Genomic DNA, 14547 nt, shown 5'->3' on the forward strand with positions numbered 1-14547 from the left:
ATGACGCTGCCGGAAGATGCCGACGGCGATATTCGTCTGCCCGATGCGACGTTCGAGATCGAGCTGGACCTGTTGCTGGAAGCCATCTTCCGCAAGTACCAGCACGACTTCCGCAGCTACGCGCGCGCGTCGCTGCGGCGCCGGTTGAGCCAGGCCACGCAGGACTTCGGACTGGACACGCTGTCGCAGCTGCAGGACCGCATGCTGCGCGACAGCGCGGTGTTCGCGCGGCTGCTGCAGTACCTCACCGTGCAGGTCAGCGAGATGTTCCGGGACCCGAGCTACTTCCGCGCGATTCGCGAGCACGTGGTGCCCGTGCTGCAGACGTATCCGTCCGTCAACGTCTGGGTGGCCGGCTGCAGCAGCGGCGAGGAACTGTGGTCGCTCGCGATCCTCTTCGAAGAAGAAGGCCTGGCCGAGCGCACGGTGTTCTATGCCACCGATATCAACCCGGAAGCGCTTGTCGCCGCGCGCGCGGGCGTCTACGATGCGGGCCGGTTGCGCGTGTTCGGCGAGAACTACCTCGCGGCCGGCGGGCGCCGTTCGTTGTCGGACTACTATCACGCGGCGTACGGCAAGGCGAAGTTCAGCGCCAACCTGATCCGGCAGTCGGTCTTCGCGGACCATAGCCTGGCCACCGACAGCGTGTTTCAGGAAGCGCAGCTGATCTCGTGCCGCAATGTGCTGATCTACTTCGATCGCGCGTTGCAGGATCGCGCGATCGGCCTGTTCCGCGATGCGCTCGCGCGGCGCGGTTTCCTTGGGCTCGGCAGCAAGGAGAGCCTGCAGTTCACCACCCATGCGGGCGACTTCGAGACCGTCGATGCGCGCGAACGGCTGTATCGCAAAGTCTGAGGCACAGCGATGAGCGCACGCCAGCCTTCACCCATCGCCGCGCGGTCCACGACAGTGGCCGGCAGGCGGCCGGCCGCGATCGTGATCGGTGCGTCGGCGGGGGGCATCGAGGCGCTGGGCATGCTGCTGCCGCAGTTGCCCGCGGACTTCGCGCCGCCGGTGATCGTGGTCGTGCATCTCCGGCCCGATGTGCCGAGCCTGTTGCCCGAGGTGTTCGGCGAACGTTGTGCGCTGCCGGTGCGCGAGGCGGAGGACAAGATGCCCGTGCTGCCGCGACATATCTACACGGCACCGTCGGACTACCATCTGCTGGTCGAGCGGGCGGGGATCGACGATGCATCGTTCTCGCTGTCGGTCGAGCCGCCGGTGCGCTTCTCGCGGCCGTCCATCGACGTGCTGTTCGAATCGGCCGCCGTCGCATGGCGCGAGCGCGTGCTGGGCATCCTGCTGTCCGGCGCCAACGACGACGGTGCCCGCGGGCTGAGCGCGATTCGCGCGGGCGGCGGTATTACCTGGGTGCAGTCCCCCGCGAGCGCGGCGGTGGCGACGATGCCCGAACACGCGATCGCGCGCGGCGCCGCCGATCGTATCCTGCCATTGGCCGATATGGGCGAGGCATTGCGCCGCGAGTTCAGCGAATGAAGCGGTAACAGAGCAACAGACGATCACGATCACTATGTCCACACCCATCAAGATCCTTGCAGTCGACGACATCGCCAGCAACCTGACGGCGCTCGATGCCGTGCTGGCCAAGCCCGATGTCGAGATCGTCCATGCCAACTCGGGCGCGCAGGCGCTCGAACTGCTGCTCGAGCACGAATTCGGCCTTGCCATTCTCGACGTGCACATGCCGGAGATGGACGGGTTCGAACTGGCCGAGCTCATGCGGGGCAGCAAGCGCACGAGCCATATCCCGATCCTGTTTCTGACTGCCGCGGGCGAAGACAGCCAGCGCGCGTTCCGTGGCTACGCGAGCGGTGCGGTGGACTTCCTGTTCAAGCCGATCGACGCGCGCGTGCTCGCGGCCAAGGTCGATGTGTTCGTGCAGCTCGCGCGCAACAAGCAACAGATGGCGGAGCAGCTCAAGACGGCCGAACAGCTGCTCAAGACCAACGAGATGCTCATGGCGGTGCTCGCGCACGACCTGCGCACGCCGCTGTCCGCGATCATCGCGTCCGCGTCCTTCCTCGGACGTTTCGGTGGCGAAGAGAAGCTGCGGCCCGCGACGGACCGTATCCAGCGCAGCAGCGAGCGCATGGCGCGCATGGTCGACCAGCTGCTGCACGTGGCGCGGCTGCATGGCGGCCGCGTGCACCTGAATCCGCTAAAGGAGGATGTCCACGCGATCTGCACGGCCATCGTCGACGAGTACGAGGTGGCTTACGGCAAGGGCCGTATCGTCATCGCCTCGCAGGGCAACACGATGGCGCAGATCGATCCGGACCTGATCGCGCAGGTCATGACCAACCTGATCGGCAATGCGCTGCATCATGGAGATGCGGAGACACCGATCGCCGTGCATGTGGATGGAGGCGATCGCTCGCGCGTTGTCATTACCGTGCGCAATGGCGGCACGATCGATCCCGCCGTGCTGCCGCATATCTTCGAGGCGTTCCGTTCGGGGTCCTCGACCAACGGGAACCAGGGTGCGCTCGGTGGCGTCGCCAATAGCGGCATGTCGCAGGGACTCGGTCTCGGCCTCTACATCACGCGCGAGCTCGTGACGCTGCATGGCGGCAGTGTGGACGCGCAGTCGGGGGACGGGGAGACGATCTTTGTGGTGACGCTGCCGCGCGAGTGTTCCGCGGGCGAATGAGCGGGCGGACGAACGACTCGGGCAGCAGGTGACTGGCGTGGTACGTGAGGCGGTGTCAGGCAGGCATGCTGCGGGCGCTGACTTCGCCGTTGCTGCCGTGTACGAGCAGCTCGACCTTCGTCAGTCGCGCGCGGCGCGTACCCGCGGCAATTGCCTCGTCGAGCGTGGCGTGATGGGACTCGGCATAGCGCGAACCTTCGTGAATAACGTCCCAGCCGGCACCGTACGGCATGACATGAAGCGTGGCTTCCATCGTGATCTCCTTCTGTGTTTCAGTCTGGTGGCATCAATCTTGCGCGCCGCGGCGATGGTGGACTATCCGGCGCTGTCTGACACGTTTGTCAGTTTCGAGCGAAGCAAGGCCCGTGCCAGTTGATGCGATCTGGCGCGGAAAGTGACGCAGGCGCGGGCACGATATGCGGCCAACATGGCGTGAAGACGCCCGTCGCGCACTTCATTATGCGAATCGGCGACGCGATCCTATCCTTCAGAAATACGAGATTCGACGCGCAGGAGTTGACCATGCAAGCGAGGTTCGCACGCGGCATCGCGCAGATGCCTCTGACGGTGGCGGCCCGGGAAGTCCCCATGGCGGAAGAGGCCGCCATGCCCGAGGTGGGCGATCTGGTAACCGTCTGCAGCCGTGACCAGGAGACCGAATTCAGCATTCGCCTGACGGGTGTGGCGGGGCCCGATCTCTGGTACGGCAAGATCTATGCGATCAGCCGCGGCGCCGAGATGCTCGTGGTGGCGGAGGGGCTCGAGCTCGACGACTGCGTCAGCGTGCGTCGCGCCGAGATCGCGTCGGTCATTCCCGCGGAGCGTCCGCACTGATCTCCGGAACCCAGGCTTTGGCAAATCCGTTCGCACGCGCCGTTGCAGCGCGGGGCGCGCTGCGGGTATGCTGCGTTTGCACATCGCACGCATTCATCTCCCAATGGCTTCGTCCTCCCCTTCCTCATCCCCGTCCACGCTGTCCACGCCTTCCGCCGCTGTCGCACCCACCCGCAGGGAATCGTTCCCCGGTCCCGCGGGCGCCCTCGAGGTTCTGATCGATGCGCCCACCGGCGCGCCGGCCGGCATCGCCGTGGTCGCGCACCCGCACCCGAGCCAGGGCGGTACCGCCGAGCACAAGATTCCACAGGTCCTCGCGCGCGCGCTGCAGGCCCACGGCTTCCTGGTCGCGCGCCCGAACTATCGCGGTGTCGGCGCGAGCGAAGGCACCTACGACGGCGGCCCCGGCGAAGCGCAGGACGTGCTGGCCGTGGTGCGCGAGCTGCGCGCGCAATACCCGGGTCTGCCGCTCGCGCTGGCCGGATTTTCGTTCGGCGCCTATGTGCTGACGCTCGGCATCGGCGAACTCGGGGACAGCGGCGAGTCGATCGCGCACCTGATCCTGTCCGGCATGCCCGATGGGCGCCTGTCGGAAACGCTGGCTTATGAAACGCCCGCGGTCGCGGCGATCGCGCCGGGCGCGCTGGTCATCCATGGCGAACGCGACGAGCGCGTGCCGCTGGTCAACGTCTTCGAGTGGGCCCGGCCGCAGGAACTGCCGGTGGTCGTCATTCCGGGCGCCGGGCATTTCTTCACGGGCAAGCTGCCGGCCCTACGCACCGCGGTGGAGGGATACCTGCGCCGGCCGCCGCCCGCGGATCAGAACTGATAGTTGACGGAGATATCGCCGGTCAGGTTGGTCGAGCGCTGCACAATGGGGCTGTTGCGCGCATCGCCGACCAGGGCCGACACGCCGAAGTCGGCGGTGGCGAACCAGTGCTTGCTGAACATCCAGATCGCCGACACACCGCCGCCATACGACTTGATGCCGCCGCCAGGGTGATATTCCGCGTATTGGGAACGTGCCGCCTGCTGGGCGTTCACGCCGAACCATGTCTGCATATAGCGAGAGTCGGCAAAGGACATGGTCGGGCCCAGGAACCAGAAGAATTTCTCCGAGCTGCCGGGCATTGGCATATACGCCCCCACGTCGCCGATCCAGCCGTCGGAGCCGCCGAGCTGACGCCGGATATTCGCGCGAATCACGAGCGGAAACTCTTTCGAGACCACGTATTCGGCGAAGATCTTCGTCTCGGGCACGATGCCGATATTGCCCATGCCGGCCAGATGATCGTGGTCCTTCTTCTCGCGGCGCCCCATGTCATAGGTGATGGCCAGGCCCATGCGGACGCGCTCGGTATGAATCGCGTTGAAGCCGATGCCCTCGCCCGTGGAGGCAAACGCGAGGTCCTTGTAGCGGACGTCGATGCTGGGGCCGCCAAGGATGTAGTAGTCGTTTGCCCCCTCATAGCGCGGCCGCACGGTCATCGCGGCGCCGACGCGGACTTCCCAGGTCGGGATATCGGGTGCATAGAGCTTGCGCAGCGGGACGCCGACCGAATACTGCCACTCGGGCAGCGGGGACGGGGTCTGGGCATGCGCCTGCGAGGTGTAGAACGTCGCGAAAAGGGTCGCGAAAAGGGGCACGAAAAGGGGCGCAAAAAGGGCCAGCAGCATGCCAAGCCGTGCGCGCAAGGGCGCGGATTTTTTCTTGTTGGTGGTCGGCACGATTCCCTCCGAAGGTGAGCAGACAGCGCCGTGGATGACGGCAACTTATCTTTTCATCGAACGCCTAGCCGTCGCAACTTCCTCGAATCTCACAAGTTTGTAGGAGGGACGCCGATTTCGTGCGTGGCCGCCAATGCTTATGATCGCCTCCGGTAATGTCGCCGTCATTGTCACTTCGGCGATCTCAGGCGCTGTCGTCCACCTCGTCCGCGCGCCAGTCGCGCCGCATCTGGAGAAAGGTGAACGACGTCGACCAGCCGATCAGCATCAGGCCGACGACCGGTTCCACCGCAGCCACGAGCCGCAGGGGACCCACCGGAAAGATGTCGCCGATACTCTGCGTCGTAAAGGTTTCGAGCGAGAAGTAGATGTACGCCGCGGTACCGTGGTCGGGCATGCCCTTGAGGGAGCCCAGATGCAGGATGTCGGTACCGAGCCAGTACCCCAGGCCGAACACCATGGCTTCGGCGCAATGGGCCGCGATGATCAGCACGATCATCGCGCCGATATTGACCTTGCCGCTCCAGCGGCGGGGATGCATGGCGGAGATCAGTCGCAGCGCTTCATAGTGCAGCGCCACGGTAATGATGGTGAGCACCGCCGTCATGGCAATGGCGATCAGGTAGGAACCCGTGGTGTCTTGCATGGCAGGCAGGTTCGGGAGGAGTCGGGGACACTATACGCCGGAGTCGGCGCGCGCTGGTCGGGCATTTGTACCGGTTGCGTTACCGCGCGTACGCGGCGATGATCACAATCACGCCCTTTTGGGCGCGGAGGATGCGATGTCGATGGTGCTGTCGCGGGGCGGGAGACAGGGATGACCAACTCCGAGATGACCAACTCCGGAATGACCCACTCGGGGACCACCACGTCCTCCGGCACCGGGATGTCCGGTGACGACGGTTCGCCCGCGTTTCTCGCCGGCGGCGGGGAGATGGGTGCGCGCATCCGTGCGTTCGACTGGACCGGCACGCCGCTCGGCGCTCCCGCGCAATGGCCGCAGAGCCTCAAGACCGCGATCCGCATCATTCTGACCTCGCGGCAGCCGATCTGGATCGGCTGGGGCGAAGATCTCCTCTTCTTCTACAACGACGCATACAAGGCCATTATCGGCGGCCGCCATCCCGCGGCGCTCGGGCAGCCGACGAGGTCGGTATGGCGCGAGATCTGGGACGACATCGGGCCGCTGCTCGCGACGGCGATGGCCGGCGTCGAAGGGATCTTCGTCGAGCAGAAGCTCCTGATCATGGAGCGCAACGGGTATCCCGAGGAAACCTATTACACGTTCTCGTACAGCCCGGTGCCCGACGATCAAGGCGGGACCGGCGGCATCATCTGCGCGAACAGCGACGGCACCGAACGCGTGCTGGCCGAGCGGCAACTGACGCTGCTGCGCGAGCTGGGCGCCTCCACCGCGGAAGCGCGCACGCGCGACGAGGTCTGCAGGGTGGCCATGCAGTCGCTGCGAACCAATCCGCACGATGTCACGTTCGCACTGCTCTACCTTGGGGATCGCGGTGCCGGCGAACTCGCGCTGGCCGGCAGCGAAGGCATTGCGGCCGATCATGCGATGGCGCCTGCCACTTTGCGTTGCGATGCGCCAGATTCCCCCGCGGCATGGCCCGCTTACGACGCGCTCCAGCAGGGCCGCGTGGTGGTCGTCGATTCGCCCGCCGAGGGCGAGCGGCTGCCCGGCGGCGCATGGAGCGTGCCGCCGAAGCAGGTCGCCATCGTGCCGGTGTCTCCGTCGGGCGAGACATCCCAGCACGGGGTGCTGGTGCTCGGCCTGAACCCGTACCGTCTCGTCGGCGACCGCTATCGCAGCTTTCTCGGGCTTGTCGCGGGGCAGATCAGCGGCGCGTTCGGCTACGTCGATGCCTACGAGGAGGAGCGCCGGCGCGCGGAGGCGCTGGCCGAGATCGATCGCGTCAAGACGACGTTCTTCTCGAATATCAGTCACGAGTTCCGCACGCCGCTGACGCTGATGCTCGGGCCGCTCGAGGAGATGCTGAACCGTCCCGGCGCCGACGACGACCGTGCGCTGCTGGAGATCACGCATCGCAACGGCATGCGATTGCTCAAGCTCGTCAATGCGCTGCTCGACTTCTCGCGCATCGAGGCGGGCCGGCTGCAGATGCAGCCGCAACCGACCGACCTCCCTGCGTTCACGGCGGAACTGGCCTCGCTGTTTCGCTCCGCCATCGAGTCGGCGGGCCTGCAGCTCGTCGTGGACTGCCCGCCGATGCCGGCACCGGTCGCGATCGATCGGACGATCTGGGAGACCGTCGTCCTGAACCTGCTGTCGAACGCGTACAAGTTCACGTTCCAGGGAACGATCGAAGTCGCGGTGAACGCCACCTCCGAGGGCGACGTCGAACTCAGCGTGCGCGATACGGGTATCGGCATTCCGGAGGCCGAGCTGCCGCGGCTGTTCGAACGCTTTCACCGCGTGGCCGGCGCAATGGGCCGTTCCATCGAAGGCAGCGGCATCGGGCTCGCCCTGGTGCAGGAACTCGTGAAGCAGCACGGCGGCGTCATCGCGGTGGAAAGCCGGCTCGGCGAAGGCACGCGCGTCGTCGTGCGCCTGCCGCGCGCGTCGCAGCAGACGCCGCTGCCGGCGCCCGCGCCCGTGGAGATGAGCACGCAGGCACGCGCCTATGCGGAGACCGCAACGCGCTGGGGTGCCATGGCCGAAGCGGTGGCCACACCGGCTGCCGCCACGGGGGATGCCGCCGCCAACGACGCCATGGACGACAGTGCGCGCGCGACCATGATCGTCGCGGACGACAACGCCGATCTGCGCGAGTACATGCGGCGGCTGCTCGAGGGCGCGGGGCACGAGGTGCGCCTGGCCAACGATGGCGGCGAAGCGCTGGCCCTCGCCCGCGCGCAGGCGCCCGACCTGATCGTCTCCGACGTGATGATGCCCGGCATGGACGGTGTGGAACTGGTGCGCATGTTGCGCGAGGATGCCACGCTGCGGGACACGCCCGTGCTGTTGCTCTCGGCTCGCGCAGGAGAAGAAGCCCGCGTGAGCGGCCTCGCGAGCGGCGCCGACGATTACCTGATCAAACCGTTCTCCGCGCGCGAGTTGCTGGCACGCGTGGCGAGCAACCTGCAGCTGTCGCGCTTGCGGCGCGAGACCGAACGCCGGCTGCGCGACGAGTCGCGGGTGCTGGAAGTGCTCAATGCCGTCGGTACGACGGTCGCGGCCGAACTCGACCTCGGCCGCGCGGTGCAGGTGGTCACCGATGCCGCGACCGAGCTGACCGGCGCGGCGTTCGGCGCGTTCTTCTACAACGTGCTCGACGACAAGGGCGGCTCCTACATGCTGTATTCGCTGTCGGGCGTGCCGAAGGAAGCGTTCGACAAGTTCCCGATGCCGCGCAATACCGCCGTATTCGCGCCGACGTTTCTCGGGCAGGGCATCGTGCGGTCCGACGATATCACCCGCGATCCGCGCTTCGGCCGCAATCCGCCGCACCGCGGCATGCCGGAAGGGCATCTGCAGGTGTGCAGCTATCTGGCCGCGCCCGTGATTTCACGCAACGGCGATGTGCTGGGGGGCCTGTTCTTCGGTCATCCGCAAGCCGGCATGTTCACCGAGCGCGCGGAGCGCGTGCTCGTGGGGATTGCCGCGCAGGCCGCGGTCGCCATCGACAATGCGCGGCTCTATCAGGCCGCGCAGGCCGAGATCGCCAAGCGCACCAAGGCGCAGGATGCACTGCGCGAACTCAACACGACGCTGGAGCGCCGGGTCAACGAGGCCGTGGCCGACCGTGACCGGCTGTGGGATCTCAGCGAAGACCTGCTGATGGTGGCGGCCGCGGACGGGACGCTCGAGCGCGTGAGTCCGTCATGGCAGCGCACGCTGGGCCTGTCGCCCGACGTGCTCCTCGGACGCTCGTGCCTCGTGTTCATTCATCCCGACGATCTCGTGTCGATGACCGAACAGATGATCGCGTTGCGCCGCGAGGGCAGCGCTGTCCGGCACGAATGCCGGTTCGGGCGGCAGGATGGGCAGTGGCGGTGGATCGCGTGGACGCTCACACTGGATCCGTCGTCGAGCCGCATCCATGGCGTGGGCCGCGATGTGACGGGCGATCGCGAGGCGGCCGAGGCGTTGCGGCAGGCCGACGAGGCGCTGCGCATGGCGCAGAAAATGGAAGCCATCGGCAAGCTCACCGGTGGCGTGGCTCATGACTTCAACAACCTGTTGCAGGTGATTGGCGGCAACCTCCAGCTGCTTGCCACCGATGTCGCCACCGAGGCGCGTCCGACACAGCGCGTGCGCAATGCGCTGGCCGGTGTGGCACGCGGCGCCAAGCTCGCGGCGCAATTGCTCGCGTTCGGCCGGCGGCAGCCGCTCGCGCCGAAGGTGGTCAATCTTGGACGCTTTATCCGCGGGCTCGACGACATGCTGCGGCGCGCGCTCGGCGATGGCGTCGAGATCGAGACCATCGTCGCGGGCGGCCTGTGGAACACGCTCGTCGATCCGTTCCAGGTCGAGAACGCGCTGCTCAACCTGGCCATCAACGCGCGCGACGCGATGGCGGGCCATGGCAGGCTGACGATCGAGGCCGGCAATGCGTCGCTCGACGAAGCGTACGCGCAGCGCCATGCCGACGTGACGCCGGGCCAGTATGTGATGGTGGCCGTAACCGATACGGGCATGGGCATGACGCCGGACGTGCAGGAACACGTATTCGAGCCGTTCTTCACGACCAAGCCGGAAGGGCAGGGCACGGGACTCGGGCTGTCGATGGTCTATGGCTTCGTCAAGCAGTCGGGCGGGCATGTGAAGATCTACAGCGAGTCGGGCCTCGGCACGACCGTGCGGCTGTACCTGCCGCGCGAACGTCAGGAAGAAGATCTCGAAACCGATGTCGATGTGGGCGCCGCCACGGGCGGCACCGAGACCGTGCTCGTGGTCGAGGACGACGAGGACGTGCGCAATACCGTGGTCGATATGCTGTCGAATCTCGGCTACCGCGTGCTCAAGGCCAAGGATGCGCTGAGCGCGCTCGCCATCGTCGAGAGCGGGGTATCCGTGGACGTGCTGTTCAGCGACGTCGTGATGCCGGGACCCATGCGCAGTCCCGAGATGGCGCGCAAGGTGCGCGAGCGGCTGCCCGGTATCGCGGTGCTGTTCACCTCCGGCTATACGGACAATGCGATCGTGCATTCGGGACGGCTCGATGCGGGTATCGAACTGCTGTCCAAGCCGTATTCGCACGAGGCGCTGGCGCGCAAGATCCGCTATGTGATCGCGTGCGGGGGCGCCGTGCTCCATCCCGTGCCGGTGCCGGAAGCGCACAAGCAGGCGGGGCCGGTGCCGCGGCTTGCCGAGATGCGGCTGCTGTTCGTCGATGACGACGACCTTGTGCGCACGAGTTCGGCGGAACTGCTGCGCAGCTTCGGCATCGAGGTCATCGAGGCCAGCAACGAAGAGGAAGCCATGCGTGCCATGCGCGCGAACCGCATCGACGTGCTGTTGACCGATGTGGGGCTCGGGAGCGCGTCGGGGATCGACCTTGCGATGGAAGCGGCTCTCGAATGGCCGGCATTGCAGATCGTTTTCGTCAGCGGTTATGACGTGACGCTGACACCGGAACAGCATCGGATACTGCCGCACGCGATCTCGCTGCGCAAACCGTATGCGCTCGATACGTTTATCGGCGCGCTACAGGGCGTGATGTCGCGAGATCGGTAAACGGGAAACCGGCGGCCATGGGGGCCGCCGGTTTCTTCTTGCACCCCTCGTTTGCGGTGGGAGGGTCCGCTTGCGAGGGTACGGAGCAACCTGGCTACCGATCAGACGAGGGCGCCGTCGGTGAAGGGGTCGGCCTTGCCGACGCGGGCGCCGTCCTTGTACGGATCGACGGTGCGGCTCGGTTCGGCGGAGACACCCACGCGGTCCAGACCGGCGACCGTCTGGGTACCCACCCGCGCTCCGTCGGTGAAGGGGTCGGCCTTGCCGACGCGGGCGCCGTCCTTGTACGGATCGACGGTGCGGCTCGGTTCGGCGGAGACGCCCACGCGGTCCAGACCAGCAACCGTCTGGGTACCCACCCGCGCTCCGTCGGTGAAGGGGTCGGCCTTGCCAACACGGGCACCATCCAGATACGGGTCGGCGGTACGAGCACCGTCGGTGAAGCCATCGCGATTGCCGATACGGGCGCCGTCGGTAAAGGTGCTGCGCGGCTCGCTGATGGTGCGGGCACCGTCGAGGTACGGGTCACGCGAACCCTGGGCGGCTTGGGCGGCACCACCGATGAAAGCAACGGCGAGGGCGGCGGCGGTAAGGATGGTCTTGGCGGTCATGATTGGCTCCTGGGTCTGTCCGGTTCCTGCATCTACTACTAGGTAGGTGCGTCGATGGACTGAATATTATCTACTACTAGATAGATAAGCAAGGGGAAAGTTTAGAAACGTCGCTCTAACCGCAAACGACGTTCTATAAGAGAGGTATGCGTAACTTAATCGCGGTCAGAAGCGACGAATAGCGCGCCTAGCGATACCAACGCGAGCCCGCTGCCGGTCGCGACCACGCCGTGCCAGCCGACATGCGCATACAGCGCGCTCGCCACGGCCGACCCCAGCGCCCCGCCGGCAAAGATCGCGGTCATATACAGCGCGTTCAGCCGACCGCGGCTCGCGGGATCGAGCGCATAGATCGCGCGCTGGCCCAGCACCATGTTCATCTGCACGGCGAAGTCGAGCACGATGCCGGTCAGCGCCAGCGCATAGAGCCCAACCGCCCCACCGGCCAGCCCGGGGAGAAAGCTCAGAGCTGCCAGGATCATCGCGACGTACGAGGCGACGCGGGTGTGCCCGGCATCGGCAAGCCGCCCCGCAATGGGCGCGGCCACCGCGCCCAGCGCTCCGACCAGCGCAAAGATGCCGATCTGCGATTGCGACAGCCCGTAGTGCGCGGCCAGCTCCAGCGGTGCGGCGGTCCAGAACAGGCTGAACGCGGCGAACAGCAGCGCCTGGTACAGGGCGCGCCGGCGCAGCACGGCATGGCGGGTGAACAGATGCCACAGCGACACCAGCAGTTCCCCATAGCTGGCCCGATGGCCGGGCACGCGGCGGGGCAGCGTGAGCGCGATGATGGCGACGGTCGCCAGCGTCATGGCCGCGGCAATCAGGAACACCGCGCGCCAGCCCAGGTATTGCGCGAGCATGCTCGAGAGCGGCCGCGCCAGCAGGATGCCGGTGAGCAGCCCACCCATGATCGTACCGACCGTCCGCCCGCGCTGCGCTTCCGGCGCGAGATGCGCGGCCAGCGGAATCAGGATCTGCACGCTGACCGAACTCAGGCCGAGCAGCAGCGAGACCAGCAGGAACGGCCCCGGGTGGGAGGACACCGCCGCGCCGAGCAGGCTCGCGGCGGTGGCGATGCCGCTGATGACGAGCAGGCGCCGGTTCTCGAGCAGATCCGCGAGCGGCACGAGGAAGAACAGCCCGATCGCGTAGCCGATCTGCGTCAGCGACACGATAAAGCTCGCGCTCGGGACGGACAGGCCCACTGCGGGCGCGATCAGTTCGATGATCGGCTGCGCGTAGTACAGGTTGGCGACGAGCAGGCCCGCGCAGAGCGCGAACAGTGCGACCAGCGTGCCGGACATGCCGGCGTGGTCGGCGGTGGGTGAGGACGAGTGCATGATTCCGATCCGAAAGACGAGGGAGGACGATGGACGGATCGTAGAGGCTTGTATGCGCGCGGGGAAGCGCAACGCCGGACAAATCAGCGTTGCGGGCGACGCAATGCGCGCGCGACGGCCCTAGGCTGCGGGCGAAGGACGCAACGTGGGCAACGTCTGCAGGAATGCGAGAAACGCGGCGACGCGCCGCGAGCCTCGCTGATTGGGCAGATATAGCGCAGAAACCACAGACATCGACTGGTCGGGATGAATGTCCCAGTCGCCGAACAATGCCGTTACGCGTCCGCTGGCGATATCGTCATCGACGAGCCAGTCCGGCAGCAGCGCGATGCCGCCGTCGGCGCGCAATACCTCGAGCAGCACCTCGGTATTGTTGCTGCGGAAATGGCCGGCGATCGGCACCGTCTCGCTTGCGTCGTCCCGCCGGAAGGTCCAGACCTGATCGCGCGTGCCGTAGCTGAAGCGCAGGCATCGATGCTCGACGAGATCCATCGGCGCCGCGGGCGTGCCGTGACGGGCCAGATAGGCGGGCGTGGCGACCACGCGCCGATGAAAGCGGCCGATCTCGCGCGCGATCACGTTGTCGTACGCGGCCGCGCCGCCCAGCCGCACCGATACGTCGATGCGCGCGGTGAGCAGATCGACGATATCGTCCGTGAGCGTGACTTCGAGTTCGAGCTGCGGATGGGCGGCGAGCCACGCGCCGAGATAGGGCGCGATGCAGCGGCGCCCGAAGGCCACCGGTATCGAGACGCGCAACTGTCCGACGGGCGGGTGCGATGCGTCGCCGCGATCGGCGATCATCGCATCGGCTTCCTCTACCGCTTCGAGAATGCCACGTGCCTGCCGGTAGTACGCGGCGCCGGCCTCGGTCACGGTGACCTGCCGCGTCGAGCGGTTGAGCAGCACCGCGCCGAGCGATGCCTCCAGTCCGTCCAGCGCGCGCGTGACCGACGAAGTGGCCAGTTGCAGGCGCCGCGCGGCCGCGGAGAAACCCTTGGCGTCGACGGTCTCGACGAACATCTTCAGCGCGAGCAGTTTGTCCATCGGCTTACTTGCCGGTGTCGCGCAGCTTGCGCATCGCGGCCGGCGCGCCGTGCAGGAACATATCGACCTTCTGGCGGATGACCGCGTCGAGGTCGGTCGGCACTTTCAGCCCGTAGATCCATTTGCGCACACCAATATAGAAGATCGCGGCATGCAGGCTCCAGATCATCTCGATCTCGGCATCGGTCTCGGCCGCGCCGCGCGGCGGCCCAATCTCGTATGCCTCGCGCACTTCGGCCAGTACCGGCAGGAAGACCTTGCTGCGCAGCTTGCTCAGGTACTTGTTGTTGATGCCTTCGTGCGTCAGGCCAGCGAAGATGAACAGGCGAATCCACTCCTCGCGCAGGATCACGGACGAATAGTCGACATAGAACGCATGGAGCCGCTCCGTCAGCGGGACCGACCGATCCGCGATCTGGCGCTCCCAGACCGGACGCCACTGGAACACTTCGTTGTACACGCGTTCGATCAGCGCTTCCTTGCTGTCGAAGTAGCGGTACAGCAGGGGCTGCGTGACGCCGATCTGCCGCGCAAGCTCGCGCGTGCTGCCCGCGAACCCGTTGCGCGTGAAGTGCTCGATCGCCTTTTCCACGATCTGCT

At 66.5% G+C, this 14547-nt stretch carries 13 protein-coding genes; 6 read left to right on the forward strand and 7 right to left on the reverse strand.

Features of this window, described 5'->3' with window-relative positions:
• The 3 genes from FOB72_RS27750 to FOB72_RS27760 are packed head-to-tail and all read left to right on the forward strand — an operon-like array spanning position 1 to position 2671.
• Positions 1-855, forward strand: coding sequence for a CheR family methyltransferase (locus tag FOB72_RS27750; protein ID WP_150376244.1), 855 nt, complete (start codon positions 1-3; stop codon positions 853-855).
• 9 nt (positions 856-864) lie between these two features.
• Entirely contained in the window at positions 865-1497 is a 633-nt protein-coding gene (locus FOB72_RS27755) for a chemotaxis protein CheB (RefSeq protein WP_150376246.1), read from the forward strand.
• Between the two features lie 34 nt (positions 1498-1531).
• On the forward strand, positions 1532-2671 hold the full coding sequence (locus FOB72_RS27760; RefSeq protein WP_150376248.1) for a hybrid sensor histidine kinase/response regulator: 1140 nt from the start codon (positions 1532-1534) through the stop codon (positions 2669-2671).
• 55 nt (positions 2672-2726) lie between these two features.
• On the opposite strand, the gene FOB72_RS27765 is transcribed toward FOB72_RS27760, so the two are convergent.
• Positions 2727-2924, reverse strand: coding sequence for a DUF2188 domain-containing protein (locus FOB72_RS27765; protein ID WP_150376250.1), 198 nt, complete (start codon positions 2922-2924; stop codon positions 2727-2729).
• A gap of 269 nt (positions 2925-3193) precedes the next feature.
• Between FOB72_RS27765 and FOB72_RS27770 the strand changes: the two genes are divergently transcribed.
• Positions 3194-3505, forward strand: coding sequence for a hypothetical protein (locus tag FOB72_RS27770; protein ID WP_150376252.1), 312 nt, complete (start codon positions 3194-3196; stop codon positions 3503-3505).
• A 103-nt stretch (positions 3506-3608) separates the two neighbouring features.
• A complete protein-coding gene (locus FOB72_RS27775; protein WP_150376254.1) occupies positions 3609-4334 on the forward strand; it encodes an alpha/beta hydrolase in 726 nt (241 codons plus the stop codon).
• Here FOB72_RS27775 and FOB72_RS27780 read toward each other — a convergent pair.
• Positions 4325-5233 (reverse strand): MipA/OmpV family protein, encoded by a 909-nt coding sequence (locus tag FOB72_RS27780; RefSeq protein ID WP_223851598.1) that lies wholly within the window; start codon positions 5231-5233, stop codon positions 4325-4327. The two genes, FOB72_RS27775 and FOB72_RS27780, sit on opposite strands and share 10 nt — an antisense overlap.
• A 184-nt stretch (positions 5234-5417) precedes the next feature.
• Positions 5418-5879 (reverse strand): ion channel, encoded by a 462-nt coding sequence (locus FOB72_RS27785; protein ID WP_150376256.1) that lies wholly within the window; start codon positions 5877-5879, stop codon positions 5418-5420.
• Between the two features lie 201 nt (positions 5880-6080).
• Between FOB72_RS27785 and FOB72_RS27790 the strand changes: the two genes are divergently transcribed.
• Positions 6081-10946: a response regulator gene (locus tag FOB72_RS27790; protein WP_150377478.1), complete on the forward strand. Its 4866-nt coding sequence runs from the start codon at positions 6081-6083 to the stop codon at positions 10944-10946.
• Positions 10947-11047: 101 nt separating this feature from the next.
• Here FOB72_RS27790 and FOB72_RS27795 read toward each other — a convergent pair whose 3' ends face one another.
• From FOB72_RS27795 to FOB72_RS27810, 4 genes are all read right to left on the reverse strand, one after another.
• A complete protein-coding gene (locus FOB72_RS27795; protein ID WP_150376258.1) occupies positions 11048-11557 on the reverse strand; it encodes a copper resistance protein CopQ in 510 nt (169 codons plus the stop codon).
• Between the two features lie 155 nt (positions 11558-11712).
• Entirely contained in the window at positions 11713-12900 is a 1188-nt protein-coding gene (locus FOB72_RS27800) for an MFS transporter (RefSeq protein ID WP_191002283.1), read from the reverse strand.
• 120 nt (positions 12901-13020) lie between these two features.
• Positions 13021-13947 carry a LysR family transcriptional regulator gene (locus FOB72_RS27805; protein ID WP_150376260.1) on the reverse strand — a complete coding sequence of 309 codons (927 nt, stop codon included), beginning with the start codon at positions 13945-13947 and terminating at the stop codon, positions 13021-13023.
• A 4-nt stretch (positions 13948-13951) separates the two neighbouring features.
• Positions 13952-14539, reverse strand: a complete 588-nt coding sequence (locus tag FOB72_RS27810; RefSeq protein ID WP_150377482.1) for a TetR/AcrR family transcriptional regulator — start codon at positions 14537-14539, stop codon at positions 13952-13954.
• Positions 14540-14547: the final 8 nt, after the last annotated feature.

This window comes from Cupriavidus pauculus (genome assembly GCF_008693385.1).
GTDB lineage: Bacteria > Pseudomonadota > Gammaproteobacteria > Burkholderiales > Burkholderiaceae > Cupriavidus > Cupriavidus pauculus_D.

Bases quoted from the DNA above. Each gene is read 5' to 3' on its own strand.
- FOB72_RS27755 (WP_150376246.1), top strand. From the start codon at position 865: ATGAGCGCACGCCAGCCTTCACCCATCGCCGCGCGGTCCACGACAGTG.
- FOB72_RS27750 (WP_150376244.1), top strand. From the start codon at position 1: ATGACGCTGCCGGAAGATGCCGACGGCGATATTCGTCTGCCCGATGCG.
- FOB72_RS27805 (WP_150376260.1), bottom strand. From the start codon at position 13,947: ATGGACAAACTGCTCGCGCTGAAGATGTTCGTCGAGACCGTCGACGCC.
- FOB72_RS27795 (WP_150376258.1), bottom strand. From the start codon at position 11,557: ATGACCGCCAAGACCATCCTTACCGCCGCCGCCCTCGCCGTTGCTTTC.
- FOB72_RS27785 (WP_150376256.1), bottom strand. From the start codon at position 5,879: ATGCAAGACACCACGGGTTCCTACCTGATCGCCATTGCCATGACGGCG.
- FOB72_RS27790 (WP_150377478.1), top strand. From the start codon at position 6,081: ATGACCCACTCGGGGACCACCACGTCCTCCGGCACCGGGATGTCCGGT.
- FOB72_RS27770 (WP_150376252.1), top strand. From the start codon at position 3,194: ATGCAAGCGAGGTTCGCACGCGGCATCGCGCAGATGCCTCTGACGGTG.
- FOB72_RS27765 (WP_150376250.1), bottom strand. From the start codon at position 2,924: ATGGAAGCCACGCTTCATGTCATGCCGTACGGTGCCGGCTGGGACGTT.
- FOB72_RS27760 (WP_150376248.1), top strand. From the start codon at position 1,532: ATGTCCACACCCATCAAGATCCTTGCAGTCGACGACATCGCCAGCAAC.
- FOB72_RS27775 (WP_150376254.1), top strand. From the start codon at position 3,609: ATGGCTTCGTCCTCCCCTTCCTCATCCCCGTCCACGCTGTCCACGCCT.
- FOB72_RS27800 (WP_191002283.1), bottom strand. From the start codon at position 12,900: ATGCACTCGTCCTCACCCACCGCCGACCACGCCGGCATGTCCGGCACG.